General features: G+C 49.7%; 18 protein-coding genes, 1 tRNA gene and 1 pseudogene. 4 read left to right on the top strand and 16 right to left on the bottom strand.

Annotated elements, in window-relative coordinates; translation table 11 throughout:
* Positions 1 to 32: 32 nt before the first annotated feature.
* Complete coding sequence (locus tag I2I05_RS04355) at positions 33 to 857, bottom strand: MOSC domain-containing protein (protein WP_196281012.1); 825 nt, start codon at positions 855 to 857, stop codon at positions 33 to 35.
* Positions 858 to 997: 140 nt separating this feature from the next.
* The gene (locus I2I05_RS04350; RefSeq protein WP_196281011.1) at positions 998 to 1,660 is read right to left on the bottom strand and encodes a tetratricopeptide repeat protein; all 663 of its coding nucleotides are present in this window, start codon (positions 1,658 to 1,660) and stop codon (positions 998 to 1,000) included.
* A 180-nt stretch (positions 1,661 to 1,840) separates the two neighbouring features.
* On the opposite strand from I2I05_RS04350, the gene I2I05_RS04345 reads away from it, so the two are divergent.
* Positions 1,841 to 1,913, top strand: a tRNA-Lys gene (locus tag I2I05_RS04345).
* 339 nt (positions 1,914 to 2,252) lie between these two features.
* Positions 2,253 to 2,918 (top strand): hypothetical protein, encoded by a 666-nt coding sequence (locus I2I05_RS04340; protein WP_196281010.1) that lies wholly within the window; start codon positions 2,253 to 2,255, stop codon positions 2,916 to 2,918.
* A gap of 142 nt (positions 2,919 to 3,060) precedes the next feature.
* Here the strand turns inward: I2I05_RS04340 and I2I05_RS04335 are convergent, their stop codons facing one another.
* The 5 genes from I2I05_RS04335 to I2I05_RS04315 all read right to left on the bottom strand — a co-directional run bounded on the left by I2I05_RS04335 (position 3,061) and on the right by I2I05_RS04315 (position 7,796).
* Positions 3,061 to 4,467 carry a hypothetical protein gene (locus I2I05_RS04335; protein WP_196281009.1) on the bottom strand — a complete coding sequence of 469 codons (1,407 nt, stop codon included), beginning with the start codon at positions 4,465 to 4,467 and terminating at the stop codon, positions 3,061 to 3,063.
* Between the two features lie 173 nt (positions 4,468 to 4,640).
* Positions 4,641 to 5,015 (bottom strand): HIT family protein, encoded by a 375-nt coding sequence (locus I2I05_RS04330; RefSeq protein ID WP_196281008.1) that lies wholly within the window; start codon positions 5,013 to 5,015, stop codon positions 4,641 to 4,643.
* Positions 4,990 to 5,937, bottom strand: a complete 948-nt coding sequence (locus I2I05_RS04325; protein ID WP_196281007.1) for an HNH endonuclease — start codon at positions 5,935 to 5,937, stop codon at positions 4,990 to 4,992. Before I2I05_RS04325 ends, I2I05_RS04330 begins: the two co-directional genes overlap by 26 nt.
* Before the next feature lie 135 nt (positions 5,938 to 6,072).
* Positions 6,073 to 6,654 (bottom strand): hypothetical protein, encoded by a 582-nt coding sequence (locus I2I05_RS04320; RefSeq protein WP_196281006.1) that lies wholly within the window; start codon positions 6,652 to 6,654, stop codon positions 6,073 to 6,075.
* Between the two features lie 296 nt (positions 6,655 to 6,950).
* A complete protein-coding gene (locus I2I05_RS04315) occupies positions 6,951 to 7,796 on the bottom strand; it encodes a DUF3883 domain-containing protein (protein WP_196281005.1) in 846 nt (281 codons plus the stop codon).
* A gap of 908 nt (positions 7,797 to 8,704) precedes the next feature.
* Between I2I05_RS04315 and I2I05_RS04310 the strand changes: the two genes are divergently transcribed.
* The gene (locus I2I05_RS04310) at positions 8,705 to 8,881 is read left to right on the top strand and encodes a hypothetical protein (protein WP_196281004.1); all 177 of its coding nucleotides are present in this window, start codon (positions 8,705 to 8,707) and stop codon (positions 8,879 to 8,881) included.
* Between the two features lie 85 nt (positions 8,882 to 8,966).
* Complete coding sequence (locus I2I05_RS04305; RefSeq protein ID WP_196281003.1) at positions 8,967 to 10,640, top strand: hypothetical protein; 1,674 nt, start codon at positions 8,967 to 8,969, stop codon at positions 10,638 to 10,640.
* Positions 10,641 to 10,929: 289 nt separating this feature from the next.
* Here the strand turns inward: I2I05_RS04305 and I2I05_RS04300 are convergent, their stop codons facing one another.
* The 9 genes and pseudogenes from I2I05_RS04300 to I2I05_RS04265 form a co-directional block, all read right to left on the bottom strand.
* Positions 10,930 to 11,394 carry a hypothetical protein gene (locus I2I05_RS04300; RefSeq protein ID WP_196281002.1) on the bottom strand — a complete coding sequence of 155 codons (465 nt, stop codon included), beginning with the start codon at positions 11,392 to 11,394 and terminating at the stop codon, positions 10,930 to 10,932.
* Positions 11,395 to 11,488: 94 nt separating this feature from the next.
* Positions 11,489 to 13,378, bottom strand: coding sequence for a DUF3732 domain-containing protein (locus tag I2I05_RS04295; protein ID WP_196281001.1), 1,890 nt, complete (start codon positions 13,376 to 13,378; stop codon positions 11,489 to 11,491).
* On the bottom strand, positions 13,375 to 13,839 hold the full coding sequence (locus I2I05_RS04290; RefSeq protein WP_196281000.1) for a three component ABC system middle component: 465 nt from the start codon (positions 13,837 to 13,839) through the stop codon (positions 13,375 to 13,377). The genes I2I05_RS04295 and I2I05_RS04290 overlap by 4 nt, the downstream gene beginning before the upstream one ends.
* Positions 13,826 to 15,076 (bottom strand): hypothetical protein, encoded by a 1,251-nt coding sequence (locus tag I2I05_RS04285; RefSeq protein WP_196280999.1) that lies wholly within the window; start codon positions 15,074 to 15,076, stop codon positions 13,826 to 13,828. The genes I2I05_RS04290 and I2I05_RS04285 overlap by 14 nt, the downstream gene beginning before the upstream one ends.
* A gap of 94 nt (positions 15,077 to 15,170) precedes the next feature.
* The gene (locus I2I05_RS04280; protein WP_196280998.1) at positions 15,171 to 15,692 is read right to left on the bottom strand and encodes an NUMOD4 domain-containing protein; all 522 of its coding nucleotides are present in this window, start codon (positions 15,690 to 15,692) and stop codon (positions 15,171 to 15,173) included.
* 54 nt (positions 15,693 to 15,746) lie between these two features.
* Complete coding sequence (locus I2I05_RS04275) at positions 15,747 to 16,673, bottom strand: toll/interleukin-1 receptor domain-containing protein (RefSeq protein ID WP_196280997.1); 927 nt, start codon at positions 16,671 to 16,673, stop codon at positions 15,747 to 15,749.
* 100 nt (positions 16,674 to 16,773) lie between these two features.
* Positions 16,774 to 17,679 carry a tyrosine-type recombinase/integrase gene (locus I2I05_RS04270; protein WP_196280996.1) on the bottom strand — a complete coding sequence of 302 codons (906 nt, stop codon included), beginning with the start codon at positions 17,677 to 17,679 and terminating at the stop codon, positions 16,774 to 16,776.
* A 93-nt stretch (positions 17,680 to 17,772) separates the two neighbouring features.
* Positions 17,773 to 18,021: pseudogene (locus I2I05_RS22435) on the bottom strand (Arm DNA-binding domain-containing protein); the annotation flags it as partial.
* Between the two features lie 351 nt (positions 18,022 to 18,372).
* Positions 18,373 to 19,317, bottom strand: a complete 945-nt coding sequence (locus I2I05_RS04265; RefSeq protein ID WP_196280995.1) for a Rossmann-fold NAD(P)-binding domain-containing protein — start codon at positions 19,315 to 19,317, stop codon at positions 18,373 to 18,375.
* Positions 19,318 to 19,323: the final 6 nt, after the last annotated feature.

Here is a 19,323-nt window from a genome sequence, read left to right as displayed (position 1 = left end):
GCCCAAGTTGCCGCCCGCCTCTGCCCGATGGCTTACTTGCGGCTGAGCACCGTCACCACATCGCCCACGCGCAGCCGCCCTACACCGCCCCCGGTCACGTTCTGCCCGAACATGACGCTGTTTTCTACCTGCCGGTACGTAGCCAGCGTACGCAGCGGGTCGCCGAGAGGGCTTTTGGTGGCCGTTTGCTGGTCAATGGTGGTCAGCACGCAGCGGCCGCAGCCGCGCACGGCCCGAAAGGGCACGGGGCCAATCTGGAAGTTCTCCCAGGTATCGTCTTCGTACGGCTCCCCACCCCCAAACACCAGGTTGGGCCGAAAGCGGTTCATGGGCACGGGCTGCGTGAGGCGGGTATTCAAATCTGCCAGCGCGGCTTCGCCAATGAGCAGGAAGGGGTAGCCGTCGGCGAAGCTCACCAGCTGGCCTTCGGGGTTCAGGTCGGGCTCCACGTCGCGCCGCACCATGTCGGACATGTACACCAGCTTGCAGGGCCGCCCCAGGGCTTCCGCCAGCCATTCGTCGGCCTGCGGCGTGCCGCGCCAAGCCCAGGCCATGTCATCCCAAATGGTGACGAAGAGCGTGCGCTCCGGCGTGGCTTCGAAGGGAATGAAGAGCGGCAGCAAATCGGGCCGCTGGCGGTGGGTAATCAGAAAGCCGTTGTAGGCCGGGGCCACCGTCAGCAACGCCAATTCGGGCAGCTGCCGTTGGGTCATGAATCGGTTGCGCTCGTCTACCAGCAGCCAGCGGCGGTCGTGCCGAAGGCCCCGAGGCGTCACCTCGGCCTCGGTCACGGCATACCCACCCAGGGATTTGACGGGGTAGAGGTACAGGCCAGTAAGGGTTAGGGAAGCAGACATACCGGCAAAAGTACCCGTCGATAATGACATAGAGGCGTGAAATGCTGATTTGGTGACATGCAAAGGCGCTGGATTTATGGCATCACCACCACCACCTAAGCTCTTTGCGCAGTCAAAAACATCCACTGGCCGGTTCACTATTATTCCACCACCAGCAAATCGGCTTCGCGCACAAACGCTACCCGCTGCTGCCATTGCACCCGGTACCAGATATCCTGGCGCCCCAGCACCAGCAGGCGGTCACCGATGGCGGCGGTGCTCAGCCACGCGGCGCCGGCGCTGGGGCCCGCCATAAGCGCCGTTCCCGTCCGAGCCACCAGCCCTGCCGGCTTCGGCCGCAGGAAGTGCAGGTAAGCCCCCAGCGCCCCCACGTAAACAGCGTAGCCCACCCACGCCCCGCGCGGGCTGCGGCGCCACAGCAGCCAGATGGCGCTCACCAGTGCCCCGCCCAGCAACAGCTGCAGGCCGGGGTAGTAGTAGCGCTGGGCCTGCACCCGCAGTTCCTGCTGCCACGTGATGGGGTAGCCCACCAGCCGGTGCTGGGCCGCCAGGGAGGCCAACTGCCGCCAAGTGCGCACGCGTGGCTCACGGGCCTGGGCCAAGCTCAGGTAAAGGAGCGCAGCCGGGTAGTGGCCGAGCTGTTGCTGGGCATAGGCCATTTTCAGCAGCAGCGCCGGCGAAGCCCGGCGCTGCTGCCACACTTGGTGCTTGTAGGCAGGCACGGCGGCCGCATATTTCCCCTTCGCAAACAGCGAATCGGCCTGTTGCAAAGCCGCGGGAGCACTAAAAACAGAATCTTTCAATAATTTATTTTGGGGCAGATTTGCACCCAACCCGCAGATAGGCAGGAGGATTAATGCCAGCAAAACGGGCCATAGAGAAAGAGAAGAGACTTTTTTTTGAATCAAGGTTGTGTAATCCGGGAGGTGCTTGTACTTTTGTGCCCACAAACAGGGTATCGCCCTTGTGAAGTGCAAGGTACCGATTCTGTAGCTCAGCTGGTAGAGCAGTACACTTTTAATGTACGGGTCCTGGGTTCGAATCCCAGCGGGATCACAGCAAAAGCCCCTCTAAGTCAAGTACTTACAGGGGCTTTTTCATGTTCGTTAGGTTTTGCGCCAAGCTGATGCTGGCCCGTCCCTACTATGAGCTCTTCAGGCCTGCTGGTTTCGTCCAATTTCTCGGTTCTGCTAGCTATTCGGCTTACCTGCTGGGTCCGGGTGATTAAGACAGCTACTCTGCTGGTTAAAAGATCCGAATGCGGCAGGGGCGCTCAAATCACACTGTTTCGGGTTGGTCGTAACAGAAGCAGCCCATCTGCGTGGAGTGGGTTTTTCTTTATTGTTGGGCTTTGATCAAGAGGGCCTACCTTGGTGCCCACTTATCAACGCCCTTATGACCGACAAGCAAATCACCAGCTTCGATGATAGCCTCTCTACTGTTTCAGGCCTAAACTGGCTCCCGTGGATTGGTGAAAAGTTTCCTCAAACCGGTGTGTTGCTGGTCGGAGAAAGCTTCTACGAGGATGGCGACGGCTGGCTTTCACAAAAAGACGCCACCCGAAAGCTGGTGGAAAATCACGGGCTGAATTCCTTCCAGGCCAAGTTTGCCAAGTCGAGGTTTTTCCGCAATACCGAAAGCACCCTGCTTGCTCAACCCACCAGCAGCTTTGCCGAGCGGGAACGGGTGTGGACGTCCGTCAGCTATCTAAACTTGGTGCAGCAACCAATGGCTTCTCGCAAGATTCGTCCCACTGTGGAGGATTTTGATCTGGGGTGGCAGGTGTTGCTTGACGTGGCCAAAATCATCCAGCCACAAGTGTGCATCCGGCTGGGAATTGCGGGCATTGGGCGATTAGGACATTTGCTGGCCACCAAAACCACCGGGTGGCAGTACGACTCAGGGGACTTCAAAAAGCGTCCGCTGGTTATCAATTTGCGGCACGGTGATTACCGCCTGAAAATCGTCTGCGTCAACCACCCGTCGGGAAGCTTCGGCTACAAGTACCAAGCGTGGGCCAAGGTAATTATCGAAGCTATACCGCTGGACTTCAATAATTAAGTGAAGCGGGGTTATTGCTGAAATGGCGGCAAAAGTTGTCGTTTCCCGAAGGTGTCGATACATGGTGCTGGCATCACCACTATAAAATGTACGTACTTCTTCTGCCCATCATTGCTAGATCACCACACTTTTTCGCTGCTGGTTATTTACAGAAGTAAGTGTCGATTCTGTCTTTGTAGTTCGAGATACTATCGAGTACCCGATTCAAATTTTTGATGTGGTCGGTCAACTGGTGGTATCGTTCACTGACAGCTTTGAAATCCTTCTCAAATGGCCTGTATTCAGGAAATTTGTCATGAAAAGCTATGTCCACATGGTCTTGTTCCAGTTTATAAGACGGTACGCCTTGTTGTTGCGCCAGAAGCTCCCGCAACGCTTGCTTTTCGTTGATATACTCTTTGTTTTTACCTAAGTAGGCTAAAAAATCGGGCTGTAGCAATGCCATCGTCGCATTTGCTTCCTGAATTTTAGTGACTAATGCGAGAAGCTCGTTGACCAGTATTGGCTGTATTTTTTTGTTAGCCTGCTCAATGCGGGTAATGAAATTACTGACAGAAGCGATTTTGTCAAACGCTAGAATTTTGGTTATTAGGTCTAGTGCACCGCTGATTTTCTCGCCTTTGTACTCAACTAGGTAGTGGCCAGCTTTGTCAAGCTTAAAGCGTCCTTTGTGTGGCTCCTTTCGGCTAATTACCAGCAGTTCATCGCTGACGACCATTTCTTCCAGTTCCTTCACCATTATATCGCACTCGTCGATGATGTACTTGGAGATAAACTGTTCCTCGTCTGTAAGCGACAGGTTGCAGGCATCTCGGCAGTATAATAGCGCATTGCGCCAGTATCTGTTTTCGAGCTCGTAGCATTTAGAATATCTGACAATCTCTGTCACCCTCGCAATGGCGTACTGCACCCACTCAGAAAAGGGTATAATTTCCACATCCTTGAATGTGAGCTTCGTAAAGAAGTAGCTGGCCCCGCCATAACCAAAGTTGGTCTTTACTTCAACCGTAAAATTTGGTGTTAGCCTGTGTACCGGGTTAGACCAGCCACAGATACGGTGCGAGTACGCTAAAATGTTCTGATTTCTTTTGCAACTTTCGTACGCCAGTTCAATTGCATAAGCTTTGCACCATTTTGTGTAAAGCTCTTTGATATATTTTTTGCAATTTTCAACATCGTCGGTAGGGTCGTAGTATTCACCAGGTTTTGTGCTCTTCTTTTTCGATTTAATAATGTTATGCATCAATTTAATGAATGATAAACCCTGGTCAAGCTTAATCTGAAAGCTCTGGTAAGCTGCATTCAATTCAATGCAGTATCTATATTCTTTGGCCCTTACGAGTTGGTCGAAAGTCCTAGTTCTGGCTAGATGATCTTTCAAGCGGTCCAGCGTGGTATGCTCGCTATCGCATAACTGCCTTACCAACTCTAGTTCATTCTCAAGTGGATTACTGTACGCCACATGGCCGACTTGTACTACCCCTTTGCTGTCTTGGTGTAGCACGAGCAACTTGCCGTCGTTGATTTCAGAGTTAGGTGTTTCCGCCATGATTACTATTTAAATGTTCTCTTGGCGGCATCATAGCGCCAACGTTTGATAGGTTGGGGGATGTCTTTCATGACGATGGAGATATAAGGCTCGATTCTGTCCTGATTCTCCCAACCAACTCCGAATGGGCTGCTCTTGCCGTCCATTCTGCTTTACTATTTAGAAGTAGCCTTTTAGTAGTACCCCTTCCCTGCGACGCAATGCCGAACCCCTCCCCGTGGGCTTTCCATGTCGCCTGCGTAACGAGGGATGATGTGGCAGTGAAAGTGAAAGACAGTTTGGCCTGCTGCCTCCCCGCAGTTCATGCCGAGGTTGTAGCCGTCAGGCCGGTACGACTGCTCGATGTTTTGCTTCACCAACTGAATGACTTCCGGTAGCTCTTGCAACTCCTCGGGGCTGAGGGCAAAGTAGTCGTTGCGAAGCTGCTTAGTTATGATGAGCGAGTGGCCCGGGCTTACCGGGTACCCATCCCGGATTACGAAAAAGTGCTCGGTTTCTAGGACGTGCCGCTCTTGGGGGATGCTAAGAAAGACTGAGGGTTTTTCCATTGTTGAGGAAAGTGATGAGCTTGCGGTAGAAGGGGTCGGTCTGCGGATTGTAGCCAGCCGAGCCACCCCAATAATACGGTCCTAGGATGGTCTTCACCGCATCGTAGTGCTTCCGCAGGCTCTTGGCCCGCTGGGTCGGGGTGGAGCCTAACTCCTTCTCGATTTTAGCTTTCCACGGGTGATTGCTGCCCATGATGTTCTCGTTGCGCAGAATGAGCTTGTGAACGAAATGCTCGCCCACCAGCCGGTCGCTCTTGCTTAGGTTACAATCCGGGTGGACCAGCACCAAGTTCCAGATCTCGTCGTGGTGGACGACTTGGCGGGGAAGGACGTGATCGACGTGGACGTCGCCCTTGGCTATGGGCTCGCTGCAGTAGAAGCAGGTGCTGCCTTGATAGCCTTCGAGAAAGGGAATGTTCGCCGTCAGGGTTGTGCGCTGGTAGCCATTCACGATGTAGACGTCCCGCAAGTCATTGTTTAGGTGCGAGTGATCGTGGGCAATTTGAAAGGCACCCTCGAGTAGGCCCCAACGACTATCTAGTTGGCTGTGCAAGTCGGCTACGTCACCCTCGGCTATCCGAAATAAGTTGTCGGTTAGGATGAGCGAACGACCGAAATCAGCGTGATAGAATTTGTCCTTGACGATTTCCTTGTTTGTGCCGATGGTCTGAAACCGGGGGATAACGTCGTGAAAGGCCCTTAGCCCGACTTCTTCCACGGCCTGGGCATACGTGAGCTTGCCGAGCTGGTACTCCTTCACGATCCGCTCCATGATAGTGAGTCGGGCCGGGTTGGACTGCTGGGGCATGGCTTGGCCCAACGTAAGCCGGGCGAGGTAGTTATCGAAGTACGCTTGGGAAAGGGCGTGCCAGGTCACAACGCCTTGATTGGCTTGGGAAAGGTCCAGCAGGGTTTTACCCAAGGCTATCTTATAGGTGGCCGCATTTAGGCCATAAAGGATGATCCCGTTCCAATATTCTGTTTCGCTGAAATTCAAGGTGAGCCGGGAAAAGGTTGGTAGGTATGTTCAAGTCGCTGAAATGGTGTGCTCTCTACTTCAATTAATTAGGCTTTTTGCAAGGTTTAAGCGTATTTTTTCCCCTGCCCGATGCTCTCGCCAAATTGTTTGCTCCTTGCCATCAGTTGAATTGATGCCTATATAACCGGAACGATGGAACGCTTCTGATACTCGTGCCCCTTCAAGTGATTTTTTGCGCCGAATGGTGCTGAGCATAAGGTGATTTCGATCAAGTAGCTTTGCATTTTTCATTACGAGCATCAAATTCTGGAACAGGCTGCCTTCATTGCGTTCCGCATCCTCAACGGTCAAGCAGATACTGTCGGCTTCCACGTGAATCGTCCGAGTAATGTAAGTGTCATCATCAGCGAAGAAATGGCCGATGGTAATGGAATGATGTGTTTGAGCTAACCAATCCAACTGCTGGGCCAGTCGAAGTTTTCCATACGGGTACTGCTTGATTGCTATGGCAATGGCTTCGACGTTATTTAAAGCCTGCTCTCTTTTTAACTTCAGTGCCATTGCAGCTTGCAACTGCATTTCCAATTCACAAACGACCTCTTTGGCCTCACTGAGTTGCGCTTGGACTTGTTGAATGAGGAGGTCGGGATCCTGTGGCATCTGATCAATTACTGCTGGTAGGCTTTAAGGTAGGTAACCATCGGGCCATGTCAGCCGACGAACCATTTCAAAGATATCGGCTCGTCGGTTTGCTACCTCTTTTACAACGGGCAACGTACGCTTGGCTCGGGGTCACTTGCCCGCTGCATTGCTCCTTTTGCGCCGCAAACGGCATTGATTTCTTGCTGCTGAAAACATCGGCCAGAACCTATTTTACCAACAAGCAGGCCATCTGGTCTGAGTTTCTCAAGACGCTCTAGCAACAGCCGTGAGCCATTCCACGGCGTCTGTCATGCCTAACCCACCGAGGCCCGGTATTGGATCGGCTCCAGAGTGCAGGAATTCTCCAGCACGCCCGATAACACAAACACTTTGGGGGCTTTGCCGAATCCAAACACCCGGTAAAGCTGATAATTGTCCAGCACCCCGGATACCTTGACTTCATTGCGGGAGGCGAAGAACGGCGTCATGGCGCCAAACCGGGTAGTCTTTACCTCAATCGGCCGTTCCTGCCCGGTTTCTTCAAAGGAGAGCACGTCGTATCCCAAGCCGTCGCCTTGGGTTTGGGAAACGTGCTCGATGCGTTCGGCCAAGCGGCGATAGCCTGCTTTCCATAATCGTGCGTGTTCCACTTCCAGTACGAATTGTTCGCCTGCTTTGCCTAATGAGGCGTTGTTGGCTTCTCGCTCCAGGTAGTTCACACCCAAGCGTGGCTGCTGGTGACTCACGCTGCTCCTGCTACTTGGCGCAACTCCTGGTTTTCGAGCAGGTGCCGGAACGAAAGCTTGGTCGAAGTCAAGGGGTGCAATAGCAACCATTACCGACTGTTCCACGATGTTCTTCACGGTCACCTGAAGTCCTTTGTTGGCCGATAGCCGAGATTCCACTACCTCCCGCAACAGTTCTTGGTAGTTGCTACGGGGCTTGTAGCCGTCGACGTAGGGATAGCCAAGTTCCAACAACACGGCGCTGATGTTGGCGTGCTTGAATTCGACCGAACTTAAGGTGCGCCCGCTCAATAGCCGGATGAGTTGTCGGTTCGTTTCTTTCTTATTCACTGGCTCCCCACGCAACTCCTGCGCCAGCATATCAAAGTAGGTCGTGACAATTGCTTCGACTTCGACACGGGACCAGTGGGACATGGTAGCAATGGGTTTTTCGTAAATCTCGGCACCAACTAGTAATTGCTGGAAATTTAGGCGATTACGGCGAGGGCTATCAAAGAGAAGCTACTTCGGTGAACGAACGGGTATTTTGTGGAAGGGTCTGCTAAACCGGTGCTAGGTTTTCATAACATCGGGCCCAGAATGCTAGGTATTGTAAGGTATTTTGTAGTAGTAGCCAGCGCCGGTATAAAACGTCAACTTCAACGGGACCCTGCACCGAGTTAAAGCAAACATGGACCAACCCAACGCTATGGGCCAAGGCAGCTGCTAGTGGAATACGCAGTTATGGGGTCGGGGAGGGTAGCCTCCGCTTTGCTGCTGCGGCCACTTCCCCTCACCAATGATTAACCAGAGAACAGGCAATAATGCTAGCCAGCCAACCAAGGGGAGGGGCAGAGTCCTATCATAAATGTGTCCGTTTTTTCGCACCGTTGGTCCGAGTATCCGAATTTTCTGCTCACGAACCCTCAACCTGTAAAGGCCAGCCATCACAACGCAGGCAGGCGAGTGCAGCTCATTTTCCTATCATAAGTGTGTCCGTCTTTTTGCGCACCAACTAAATCATGTCCATCAGCACGGGATTAGCTGCAAGAGGGGAGAAGCACGCAAGCGGGAGAGGATTCCTATCATAAATGTGTCTGTTTTTTCGCACACGTCTTGCATCAACAGTGCGAAAAAACGGACACATGCGTTATTGCCACCTCAATGCCAGGGGCTGTACGTGCAAAAAAACGGACACATTTATGATACTGATTGCATACCTTGGAACCCTCCGTCATCCCACCATTAGGGTGGGGGTAGTGTTATGCTGAGGATTTGAAAGTAAACAAGCGTTGAAGCCAAACTTCTGGGCAATGGCGTCATATAATAACCATATATAACGCATGAATAACCAGCCCACTACCCCCGAGCGCAAGCTGTGCAAGACCATCACCCTGACTACTTCCGTGCACACCGACTTGACCACCATGGCCAAGCGGCTGGGCCTTGAGTACGATCGCAGGGTGGCGGCCAGCGAGGCCATCCGCATCTTGCTTACCGCCTACGAGGCGGCCACCTAAACTACAGGCTACGGCCCCCGACGTCATCTAGGGGGATTGCAAGACTGGCTGGCCAGCCAGTCTTGCGCCTACCGTTAGCACCCCGATGACACGACCGATGACGATAAAGAAAAGATTTTCCACGGCCGAGAAGGCCCTTGCTGCTGGCACCTTGCAGCCCCTGCGGGTGTGGTTGCCTGCCACCGTAAACGTGGCCATGTTCCGTACGCAGTTCCAAGACTGGGTAGCGGCCGAGCAAATCACCTTTGAGAACGGCCAAGCCGAGTTTCTGGAAGACGAGTGCCTGCACCTGTTTGCCACGCTGGGCCTGACGGCGTACCTGACCATCTACCGCTCGAAGCGCAGCTCGGACACGTTCCAGGACGGCAGCAAGGCGGTGAACCGGCTCACGGGGGATGCCTACACGGGCATCAGCCGGAAACTGCTGCGCCAGCAGTTCAGCAACAACTACGGCAAGTACCTGGAGTTCCTGCGCACCCACCGCTACCTGGAGGTGTACCACTACTACGACATGGAAGGGCTGGCCAGCAAAGGCGACGACCCCTTTGACGTGCCCCCGACCAAGCGCAACTATTCGTACGAGCCGAAGGGCCACAAGCGGGCCAACACCGGTTCGTATATCGGCATGAAAGCGGGCGACAAGGGAGAGGGCCACCCGAAGCACTACCGCCTGCACAACGACCATGCGCTGGAGGAAGTCGTCGGGTTCGATGCCATCCGCCCCGTAGAGTTGGGTGCCAAGTATTCGTACAAAGCGCACAAGCACTACGCCAAAGAGAAAGCCCAAATCCTGCGGAAGCGAGCCGGGCACTCGGTGCATCGCCAGCGCCTAGCCGAGTACGTCGATACGCTGGTGCGCAACGTGGACTACGTAGGAATGGAAGCGTGGCTGCGGGCAACGGCCGACGACGTAAACGAGATGTCGCCTGTATGGAGCCTCTACTACGCCGACCAGTTGCGTCAGGGCCAAGTGCAGTTCGAGAACTTGTGCGACGACTTTGGCCACCGTCTACACACGCCGCTCACCAACATGGTCACCGGCCTTCGCCGGTTCTACCGCCCCAACGGCAACCAGGTGTACTCGCTGGACATTCGGTGCTCGCAGTTCGTGCTGGCCGCCTACCTGTTCGAATACCCGGAGCAGTGCTTCCAGTTGCTGACTAAGAATGGGGATATGGACGCCGCCACGGTGCGCTACGTGCTCGGCACCCTGCACGCCGCTTACCAAGCCGACGATAAGGTGCGCCGCTTCTGCTACGATGCCGTGCACACGGACTTGTACGCCACCACCGCCACGGAGCTGGGCCTGCCGGGTCGTTCCACTGGCAAGGACTTGTGGTTTGGCGCTTTCTTCTCCACTACCGGGGTGTTTGCGCAGCCGAAGTACCAGTTGGGCCAGTTGTACGGCTCCTTGCTCACCGTGACGAGTGGTTTGAACGACCCGTTGCCGGGAAGCATCGTGCAGCGAAAACTGATGCCTAAGATGCTTCAGTTACTGGAGCAGCGGTTGCTAATCGAGGGGGTAGCCAAGCGCCTGACCGAAACCTACGACGGCGAGTTTGCCACCATCCACGACAGCATCCACACGGAGTTGGCGGGCATCCCGTATGCTACCCGTGCTTTTGAAGCAGTGTTTGCAGCGGCGAATCTGCCCACGCCGCCGTACAAGATTGAAACGACGGACGACAACGGGCTAGAGACCAAAACCCTCGTAGAACTCGTAGCAGTTATTAAGAAACTCACCCAGCCAGAGCCATAGGGCTATGCGTTGCTGGGTGTGGGAAGTGAGGACGTGTTTACCGACGCTGAGGACTTTCTCGTAGCTCCAAATGAGACCGTACGGGAATGGCTGCCGGAAGTCAAGCCGACCGAGTCGGAACCCGCACGAGTTAAGAAACAAGGTTTGAGTCTACACGAGTTTCTGTTCGACGGAGAGCCTGCGCCAAAGGTCTATACGGACTGCTGCCAGCGTTGTGATAACTAGAAAACGGCCACCCCAGAAACTAGGGTGGCCGTTTTAATTTGAGGCGAAATTAAAAAGTAATAGATTACGAACGACCTCCGGTACTTACAAGTATTACTTGAGGGAAGAAGTCCCAATTATCAACCATCATTGTATTGTTATTTAAAATCTTGACATAACCGCTGGAAATATGGTTTGGCGCATAAGGACCGCCCATTTGCTTCCAAGTCTGTCCGTTTTGCAATTCGTACAATTTACCGTTCTCGAAGCCTGTAAATGGCTCTTTGGTTTGATTTTCAATAACATCTACTCTCTCAACGAAAGTATATGTTTGATCATCGAGGAAAGCTAAAACAAGGTTTCCGTTGATATTATAAACCTCAACTTTTGGTAAGTAACCGTGCGCAGATAAAGTGTGCGAATCAGTTCGCTGAAAGTACTCTCCAGACTTCAGCTTAAAAAGCTGCTTGCCATTAAAGAAAAGCTTTTCGTTAATATTACCTCTGTATAATAGGGTGCCTTTTTTGAAGTCATTAAATGTTAGAGCCATGTTACTTGATGTTCTATTGATTTTGACGAATGAGTGTGATTAAAGTGTTTCAGTTACACTTTAACTAGTAAATAAGATTAGTTATATTGTTGTATTAAGCCAAGGGGATAAGAGCATTGCCATTCCTAAAGTTATCTACAATGTGAAAATGCTGTAGCCCCATTTCATTTATAAAAGCAGGAGAAACGTGTTCCAAGACAATGAATTGAAAGCTCGATTCCTTCTCTTTAACAGCGTATTCAATGAAATTGTCAAGCATGCGGAAGGCTTCACGTAGCTTGATCTGGTCATCACTCTCAATTATTGCATCCTCCAATTTAATATCGGCGGTGTTGCCTGTTGCCGTACTTTTTCTTATAGCCTCTTCATAATAAGGCCGGCTGAGCTGGTCTAAGATTAGAAATTGTGGAATGTATTTACTTTTTCTCTGTAAGAAGAAGTCATGTAAGCCTAGGAATAAACAAAGATGAAGGAACAAGTGGTTTGAACTGCTCCCGACATCAGAAATTGTTATAGCTCCAGGTTTTCTTAGTTGAAGTATTTTGTCCTTCTCGTTAAAGAAGGCCTTATAGGTTTGGTAGACACCAAGTGATATTGAATTTGATACGTATTTTTGTATTTGCTCTTGGAGTAAATCAATAATTAATCCTGCGTTATCCGTTAAATTGCGCTGCTTTCCTTGTAGTTCAGATATCTCACTTTGGATATCCTCAATCTGTGCAGAGAAATCTATTTCGTCAACAACTTGCGTGTATAGTTCCAGCTTTGCTTTGATCTCGCCGATAAGCATCAATCGTTGAGCTTCATCAACGAAGTCAGGAGACTTGGTTGGATATAAGCTAATCTTTTCCTCAAGTTCACTTAAAGATTTATTAAGAGTAGCTTTTTCATCGGATAGATTGGCTGCAAATGGCTTTTTCTGAATAAGGTCTGCTTTGAGTTTGGACAATCTGCCTTCTAAGCTTTCAAAAATCCTTACCACAGAAGGCGCAAATACAAGATCAGAAAGATTCGCCTTTAAAATGCTGACAGGAGCTAAGCTATCAACATTTACTTTAACTGTTTCTAAGTATTCATTATAACTGTTCTCGAAAAACTCGATATTTTTAAGTCGTCTATTAATGTCTCTTTTTTGCCTTTGTAGGTTCTCGATTTCTATAATATTTTCTTTCCTATAAGAAGACATATAATTCTGCACGATGTTATTAAGTACGTTTACCCCTTCATTAATAGTGGGTAAACCAGACTCTATTAAGCCAGAGTCTTGTGCTTTGCTGATTAGTTCAATAATATTGCCTTGAAATACCCCACGCTGTTTGGAAAACATGTCCTCTTTGCGCTCAACGGCAATTTGATCTTTTGTGAGTTTGGATAGCCTTTCAGCTATCAATACTCCTTCTGGACTTGTAGATTCGAGCGCTAAACCAAATATCCTATCTAGGGCTTCTTTATACCTTGGGTTATTTACTTTATCGAAAAATTGCTCCTCATTTATTATTACGTTGTCGGACTGGGTATTAAATAATAAGAAATAGCGAAATGATATTTTTGCCCCAGCTTTCAGGGTTTTACCACCGTATGGGATGACTAAGCTCGAATCAATTGAGAATTCACCTTCCAGTATTTTTTTAAGTTCTGGTTCAGAGATATTAGTTTCTGGCTTTACGGGTATTTCGCCTGTAGAAGAAAAGTAGTATTCGCTGGAGAGTACTCCTTCTTTAATCTTACTCCTAGCAATTGTATATGCTTTGCCGTTTATTGATAAGTTAATACCATACCAATCTGTGTTCTCATTGATTACTTCTTCAGCAATCTTGCTTGGCGTTGAGCTTTTACAAAGGCAATAATCTACTATCCTCAATATAGTAGATTTCCCAGTCGAACTATCGCCCGTTACTAGGTTTACTTTGTTTGGAAGAAAATCCAGATCTCTGCGTTGGCCATTGGCGAGCCAGAGAATTATTTTGTTGATAACAAACTTCATAGGTTGATTCGCAAATTAAGGTAAAGTGTATTACTGTTTGCTGCCAGCAAATGAGCAAGCTTTGCTGCGGCTTTTGTTAATTCATTTGCTCGAAGCCCTAGCTTGCTATGAAATTTATACTTTAGTAACTTCTCTGTTGGATATACGAAATTATTATTGAGAATTAGATATCCTGCTTCAATTGCAATAGTTAAACAATTGAAACTCATGCTAAGAAGCGATTCATAACGATCTGGGAAATTAATGAATGTTTTGGGTGACTTTACTAAAAATTCCTCAATGCTTCTAATTCTTACATTAGGTGTGCGTAAGAATTTTAATGTTTCTGCATGAAGCAGAAGTGGGCTTATGAGTAGAAAATTTGCAATGTCTATGCCGTTGCTTTTTTGTAAGGTTGACAAAATGCCAACGAGGCCAATGGCAGTGTTGTTGAAGAGATATTTGTCGTTAGGCTGCGCCATATTTTCGTTTCCAGTATAAAACCCAACCAATCTTTTTCAAGTCGGACAAGTGGTAAAACTGGCCATTACTAAGTTGAATACCTAGTTGTTGGCCTCTTATTTTTAAATCCATATTTCTGATCTCATCTAGGCATGATTGAGCCAGTTTTATTAGGTTGCTGAATTCATCAGTGGTAAAAGTAGTTAAGTCTGCTTTTCTTACGCTTCTATGTGTTTTTTTGAAAATGTTGTCCCAAATGGTTACAGATTCACTTTGGAATTTATCCCATTGGCTCTCAGTTATCTGTCCTTCTTGTAGCCATCGCATTAAATTGTTGAAAACAGTGAGTTTATAGCTAGTGTATTTGATTATATCATCTATTTCATCTTCATATACATCTTCAATATCTATAAGCTGCTCAATAAAATGTTGTTCTAATGGGTTATCAATTATGCAGTCATATTCTTCAATGAGAAGTTCATCGCTTCTGCCCATTTGAAAATATAGTTCGTATTTTCTGTGAAACTCGTCATATGTAAAGATGAATTTTTGATGATTCTTTACCGTTTCGTAGCTTGCTTGACGTAATGCGCCATCTAATAGTTTTAATAGAGAATCTATTTTATTTTCTCTTATAAATAGTTTGTGGAGCTCATTCTTGATCTTTTCTAATATGTCGTCAAAATCAGTTTCTATCTTTAAATGAAATAGAAATACGGATAATGTTCTATCACTCAGTAATAAAACCGTGCTGATATACAGTTTGATGGTTGTGTCGGCTGTCTTAGAGTGTAAATTCTCTAAATATGCTCTAATGTCGGTTATGGTGAGTGTGCTTATTCTGAAATCAGATAGCTTATTCAGAAAATCGTTGCGTGGCCCCGCACCTTTGTTTGTAATTAATACGAACCTGTTAATATGACAAAAATTAAACTTTGTATCTTCTGTCTCAGTTGGTATAACTAGTTGGGCTGATTCTTCAATTAATAGGGCCCAATTGTATAGCGTTTTCCAGAAATCAGAATCCAATTCTGTGAGATTACTATTTTGTGGGTTGATAGTGTGCTTAAGCTGGGCAAGAATAGTTACGCCATTAGCTTGTTCAATGTGAACATCATCTTTTACTTCTAGTCCTATTGTTTCATCTTTGTTTAGATTTAATAAGCAAAGTAGGAAATAGTAATATTGGTAGTCAAAGCCAACAACTTTGTCTTCAGCCGCTGTAATATCACTTCTCGATTTCTGTATCGCAGTCATACTGATTTTATACTAGCCCTTGATTAGATTGCCCTTATAGTTGTTTGGACGCATTAAAGGTAGTAGTAACAACCTGAGCGGAAGCATCAACTACTCATACTATATGTGTCCATGAGTGTTTAATGATGAGCGAACGGACAGCCGTATGCGATACCCCATGCTTCTCTGCCAGCTTGTAAGCGGAGATACCCCCTGCTGCATACTCTACCCGAATACTTCTCACTGCTTCCTCATTGAGCTTTGCATTGGGCTTTGCGCTACCTCTTGGCCGATGGATGCGGGTGTCGGTCGAGGTGCGGCTGGAATTGTCGGCACTAGAAAGCCAGCGTAGGTTGCCCAACTGGTTGTCCGTCTTCACGTAGTTGATGTGGTCCACGGTGGGTTTAACCATGCCTTCAGGCTCCGATAGAAAGGCAAGGGCCACCAACCGGTGAATATGCACGAGCTTCACCTTACCGCCCACGCTCAGGCCAACGTGGTAGTAGCCCAGCTTGCCCAACTGTGGCTTGAGCATCCGATTGAAACGGACGGAGTACACGTTGCCCTCGCTCGATACCTGGTAAATGCCTTCGTAGCTGGTGATGTCCCGCCACTGTTCTGTATTTGATGTTTCCATCACCTTCTACTTTCATAGAAGGCGAAAGTCCTGCCTTACTAAATAGCGGTAATACTACCGCCAGTCCTTCGGGGGTCGAGAAACACCTACTTCATGAGTCTTGGCTGTAAGTGCTGCGGCATCTTGGGCAATCGTAGTATTGATTCGTTCGACAACCCTATCCCGGCTTCTCTCCCAATCGTCATTACGCTGGTCGCCATCTAGGCCGAACAATGATTCGACCTTTGTAGCCAGTTCATTGATTTCCAACTTGTCATTGAGCATTAGCCCCTGGGTGTGTGGCAAGACGCTCTTAATGTCGCTGAAACCGAAAGGCGGAATAACTACTGGAATATGTTGTTTCGAGAGTGCCCATGCAGCTCCTAACTCTGCCAAGCAGATAGGGCTAGCATAAAAATTTGACGAGAAAACGAATAGCACAAGCACATCATTTGAGATCTGCGCCTTAATCTCATTAAGAAAATTGGCGCCCAATGGGATGCCGTAACCTCTAACAGAAGTGCAGAAAATCTGACTTCTATTCAACCCCATAAGCTTGAGTAAATCAACCAGTTCTTCTACGTATTTCCGATCCGTTGTTGCATGGCTAATGAATACTCGGTTCACTCTTGAACTGTCCGAAAGCTTTTCAGAAGAAGATTGAGAGCCAAGTCTATTATGCTGCATTTCTTCTTTTAAATCGAGTAAATATTCAGTCAATGTTCCTATAGCGATTGTTAGACAGTAATCCACTGCTACTTGCCGCCGAGCTTTGAAGGCTTCATCAGTTTCAGCGACGAGTTTGGAGTTGTGCTTAGGAGTGTACTTTATCGATTGAATCTGCTTGGTTTGATATGATTCAGCACCAAAAACCGCAAGCATAGTGCTGTTAGTATGATGCTGCCAAGCCTTGAATTCGGAATGTGTTCTGGATTTGCCTTTAACAGATTCGGCTTTTTCCAAGGCCCTTTCCAGCCGTTTGATTTTTAGTTCAAGGTCCATTCTTAGGGTTTATGCGTGCCTCAAAGTAAGGGTATTTCATCGGATAAGAGTGATAAGCAGTGCACTTGGTTTGAACCAAGTAAGAGCGTCGCTATAAGCTTTAAGATGCTCGCATCTTCTGCTTCAGCACATCGCCGTCAACCTTGATGTAGCGCCGGAGCGTGGCCGCATCGGTTGAGCCAATCATGGCCAGTATTTCTGTCTCGGCAAACCCACGGGCAAAGCAGTTGCTGATGAACGTGCGTCGGCCAGAGTGTAGCGAGATGAGTTCGTACTTGGGCTTGGTAAAGGGGATGGCTTCGGCCAGCTTGTGGCGGTAGACGGTGATAGGTGAGTCCAGCCCCATTTCCAGACAGCACTTCTTAATGGCAGCGTTGACTTTCTGCTCAGGCACTAGGTTTAGGTCCCAGTCATAGCGTTGCAGGATGGCAATGGCGTTGGGCGTGGCGGGGATGCGGGTCCAGCCCCGGTTCTTTTGGGTCCGCAGCACCAGCAGCCCCTCTTCGAGCCGTAGCTCTTTACTGCGCACGATGTCGGACCAGCGGTAGCCGGTTTCGCAGGCGTAAACGAACAGGTCGACGTACTTCCGGATAGCACCTTTCCACGGATGCAGATAGAGCTGTTCGACCTCAGCAGGGGAGAGGTGGACCACTTCTTTGTCCTCGGTGTACACCTTGAATTTCTTATAGGCGGGATTAACGGCGATGGCGTGCTCTTCCTCGCACCACTTCAGAAATGCTTTGAGCCGTTTCACGACGGAGCCGAAGAAGCCATTGAAGCTGCCCTTGGTGTAGAGTTCGTGCTTGGCCAACGTTTCGTAGAACGGGGCATCCATGCCTTCAAACGTCAGTACCCATCGCTTGGCCTTGCTGAAATCCCGCATATTCTGCACGAAGGCGAGCCGCTGCTTCTTGGTGCCCTCTGTGACATGGAGGCTATCGACATGATACTTGGCTAGCATTTTTTCAAACGTGGGCTGGGCGGGCTTGCTGATCACCAGCGGCACAATAGTAGCTTCAGTAACTGTGGCTGCTAGTGTAACTGGCGTAGCAACCAACTCACCGCCTTGGAAGCGGGCTCGAACAGCTTCGATGGTTGGCTCAATGCCACAAAGCAGGAGATGACGAGCGCATTCCATCAGGCGAAAGCGTAGGTCACCAATGAGCAGGTTGACCGAACCAGATTCTTTGTAGCACTCCCTAACGCATCCCTTTGTTTTATCCCATTTGCTTTCGGCGATGGATAGCCCTGTGGCGTGAGAGAAGTACACCGTCTTATGGGTATACCAGACGTGGATGGGTGATTCGCCTAGCCGGTTGGCCTTGCGTAGGAATGCCCTGGTTTGCATGATTATCTTGGATTAGTACTAATAATAGCAAGATAGCGCTATGCAGCTAGAATGGTTACTAGACAAGTTTATATTTTGTGAAAAAAGACTTGGTTCAGCTCTCTAAACTACGTAAGATATTGCAAATCAGATAATAAATTAGCCCGCTAACAGCGGGACGGGTCCTGGGTTCGAATCCCAGCGGGATCACAGCAAAAGCCCCAATCTGGAAACAGGTTGGGGCTTTTTCTTTGGGGCTGACGGCACAGCCGCAGCTGGCTTTTGGGCGCGGAATTTTGAGAAATGTCTAAACCCAGAAAGGCCCCGCAGAAGTTTATTCTGCGGGGCCTTTTCATTGCAGCGTGCAAATGGCTACTTCAACATTTCGTGTAGTACAGTTTGCATGGAGACGGTCCGGTTGCCGGCTTCCTGAATGATGAGCGAACCGGGAGAGTCGAGCACGGCATCGGATACTTCCACGTTGCGGCGTACGGGAAGGCAGTGCAGGAATTTGGCCCGGTCAGTGTAAGACATGTGGAGTGGCGTGAGCATCCAGTCCGGGTTGTTGGTGAGCGCCTGGCCGTAATCCTGGTAGCTGCTCCAGTTTTTGGCTTGAACGTAGTCGGCGCCCTCCAGCGCTATTTTCTGGTCGTATTCGATGCGGGCCCCTTTGGTGAATTTGGGGTCCAGCTCGTAGCCCTCGGGGTGGGTGATGACGAAATCGACCCAGTCGATTTCTGAGAACCAGTCGCAGAAGGAATTGGGCACGCACTGGGGCAGGGCGCGCACGTGCGGAGCCCAGGTAAGCACCACTTTCACACGCTCCTTCTGCTTGGTTTCGGCCACCGTAATGAGGTCAGCGAACGACTGCAAGGGGTGCAGCGTGGCGCTTTCCAGGCTGATGACGGGCACAGTGGCGTATTGCAGAATCTTGTTGAAGACGACTTCGCCATAGTCCTCGGCCTTGTCCTTGAGGGTGGGGAAGGTGCGCACGCCCAGCACGTCGCAGTACTGGCTCATCACCGCAATGGCGTCCTTGATGTGCTCCTGGGTGCCGCCGTTCATCACCGCGCCATCGGCCATTTCCAGGGTCCAGGAGTCGGCCCCGGCGTTGAGTACCCAGGCTTGCGCGCCCAGGTTGTAGGCCGCTTTCACCGAACTGAGCCGGGTGCGCAGGCTGGGGTTGAAGAAAATGAGGCCGACGGTTTTGTTACGCCCGATGTGCTGGTAGCCGTAGGGGTTAGCTTTGATTTCCAAGGCTTGCTGCAACAGGGCTTTGTAGTCGCCTGCATCGGCGAAGGAGGTGAAGTTTTTCATGGGTTT

Source organism: Hymenobacter jeongseonensis (assembly GCF_015694725.1).
GTDB lineage: Bacteria > Bacteroidota > Bacteroidia > Cytophagales > Hymenobacteraceae > Hymenobacter > Hymenobacter jeongseonensis.
This window is presented reverse-complemented; position numbering and strand designations above follow the sequence as displayed.

Coding starts and splice junctions, on each gene's coding strand:
- I2I05_RS04355 (WP_196281012.1), bottom strand. CDS start 857: ATGTCTGCTTCCCTAACCCTTACTGGCCTGTACCTCTACCCCGTCAAA.
- I2I05_RS04340 (WP_196281010.1), top strand. CDS start 2,253: ATGACCGACAAGCAAATCACCAGCTTCGATGATAGCCTCTCTACTGTT.
- I2I05_RS04335 (WP_196281009.1), bottom strand. CDS start 4,467: ATGGCGGAAACACCTAACTCTGAAATCAACGACGGCAAGTTGCTCGTG.
- I2I05_RS04330 (WP_196281008.1), bottom strand. CDS start 5,015: ATGGAAAAACCCTCAGTCTTTCTTAGCATCCCCCAAGAGCGGCACGTC.
- I2I05_RS04320 (WP_196281006.1), bottom strand. CDS start 6,654: ATGCCACAGGATCCCGACCTCCTCATTCAACAAGTCCAAGCGCAACTC.
- I2I05_RS04315 (WP_196281005.1), bottom strand. CDS start 7,796: ATGTCCCACTGGTCCCGTGTCGAAGTCGAAGCAATTGTCACGACCTAC.
- I2I05_RS04310 (WP_196281004.1), top strand. CDS start 8,705: ATGAATAACCAGCCCACTACCCCCGAGCGCAAGCTGTGCAAGACCATC.
- I2I05_RS04305 (WP_196281003.1), top strand. CDS start 8,967: ATGACACGACCGATGACGATAAAGAAAAGATTTTCCACGGCCGAGAAG.
- I2I05_RS04300 (WP_196281002.1), bottom strand. CDS start 11,394: ATGGCTCTAACATTTAATGACTTCAAAAAAGGCACCCTATTATACAGA.
- I2I05_RS04295 (WP_196281001.1), bottom strand. CDS start 13,378: ATGAAGTTTGTTATCAACAAAATAATTCTCTGGCTCGCCAATGGCCAA.
- I2I05_RS04290 (WP_196281000.1), bottom strand. CDS start 13,839: ATGGCGCAGCCTAACGACAAATATCTCTTCAACAACACTGCCATTGGC.
- I2I05_RS04285 (WP_196280999.1), bottom strand. CDS start 15,076: ATGACTGCGATACAGAAATCGAGAAGTGATATTACAGCGGCTGAAGAC.
- I2I05_RS04280 (WP_196280998.1), bottom strand. CDS start 15,692: ATGGAAACATCAAATACAGAACAGTGGCGGGACATCACCAGCTACGAA.
- I2I05_RS04275 (WP_196280997.1), bottom strand. CDS start 16,673: ATGGACCTTGAACTAAAAATCAAACGGCTGGAAAGGGCCTTGGAAAAA.
- I2I05_RS04265 (WP_196280995.1), bottom strand. CDS start 19,317: ATGAAAAACTTCACCTCCTTCGCCGATGCAGGCGACTACAAAGCCCTG.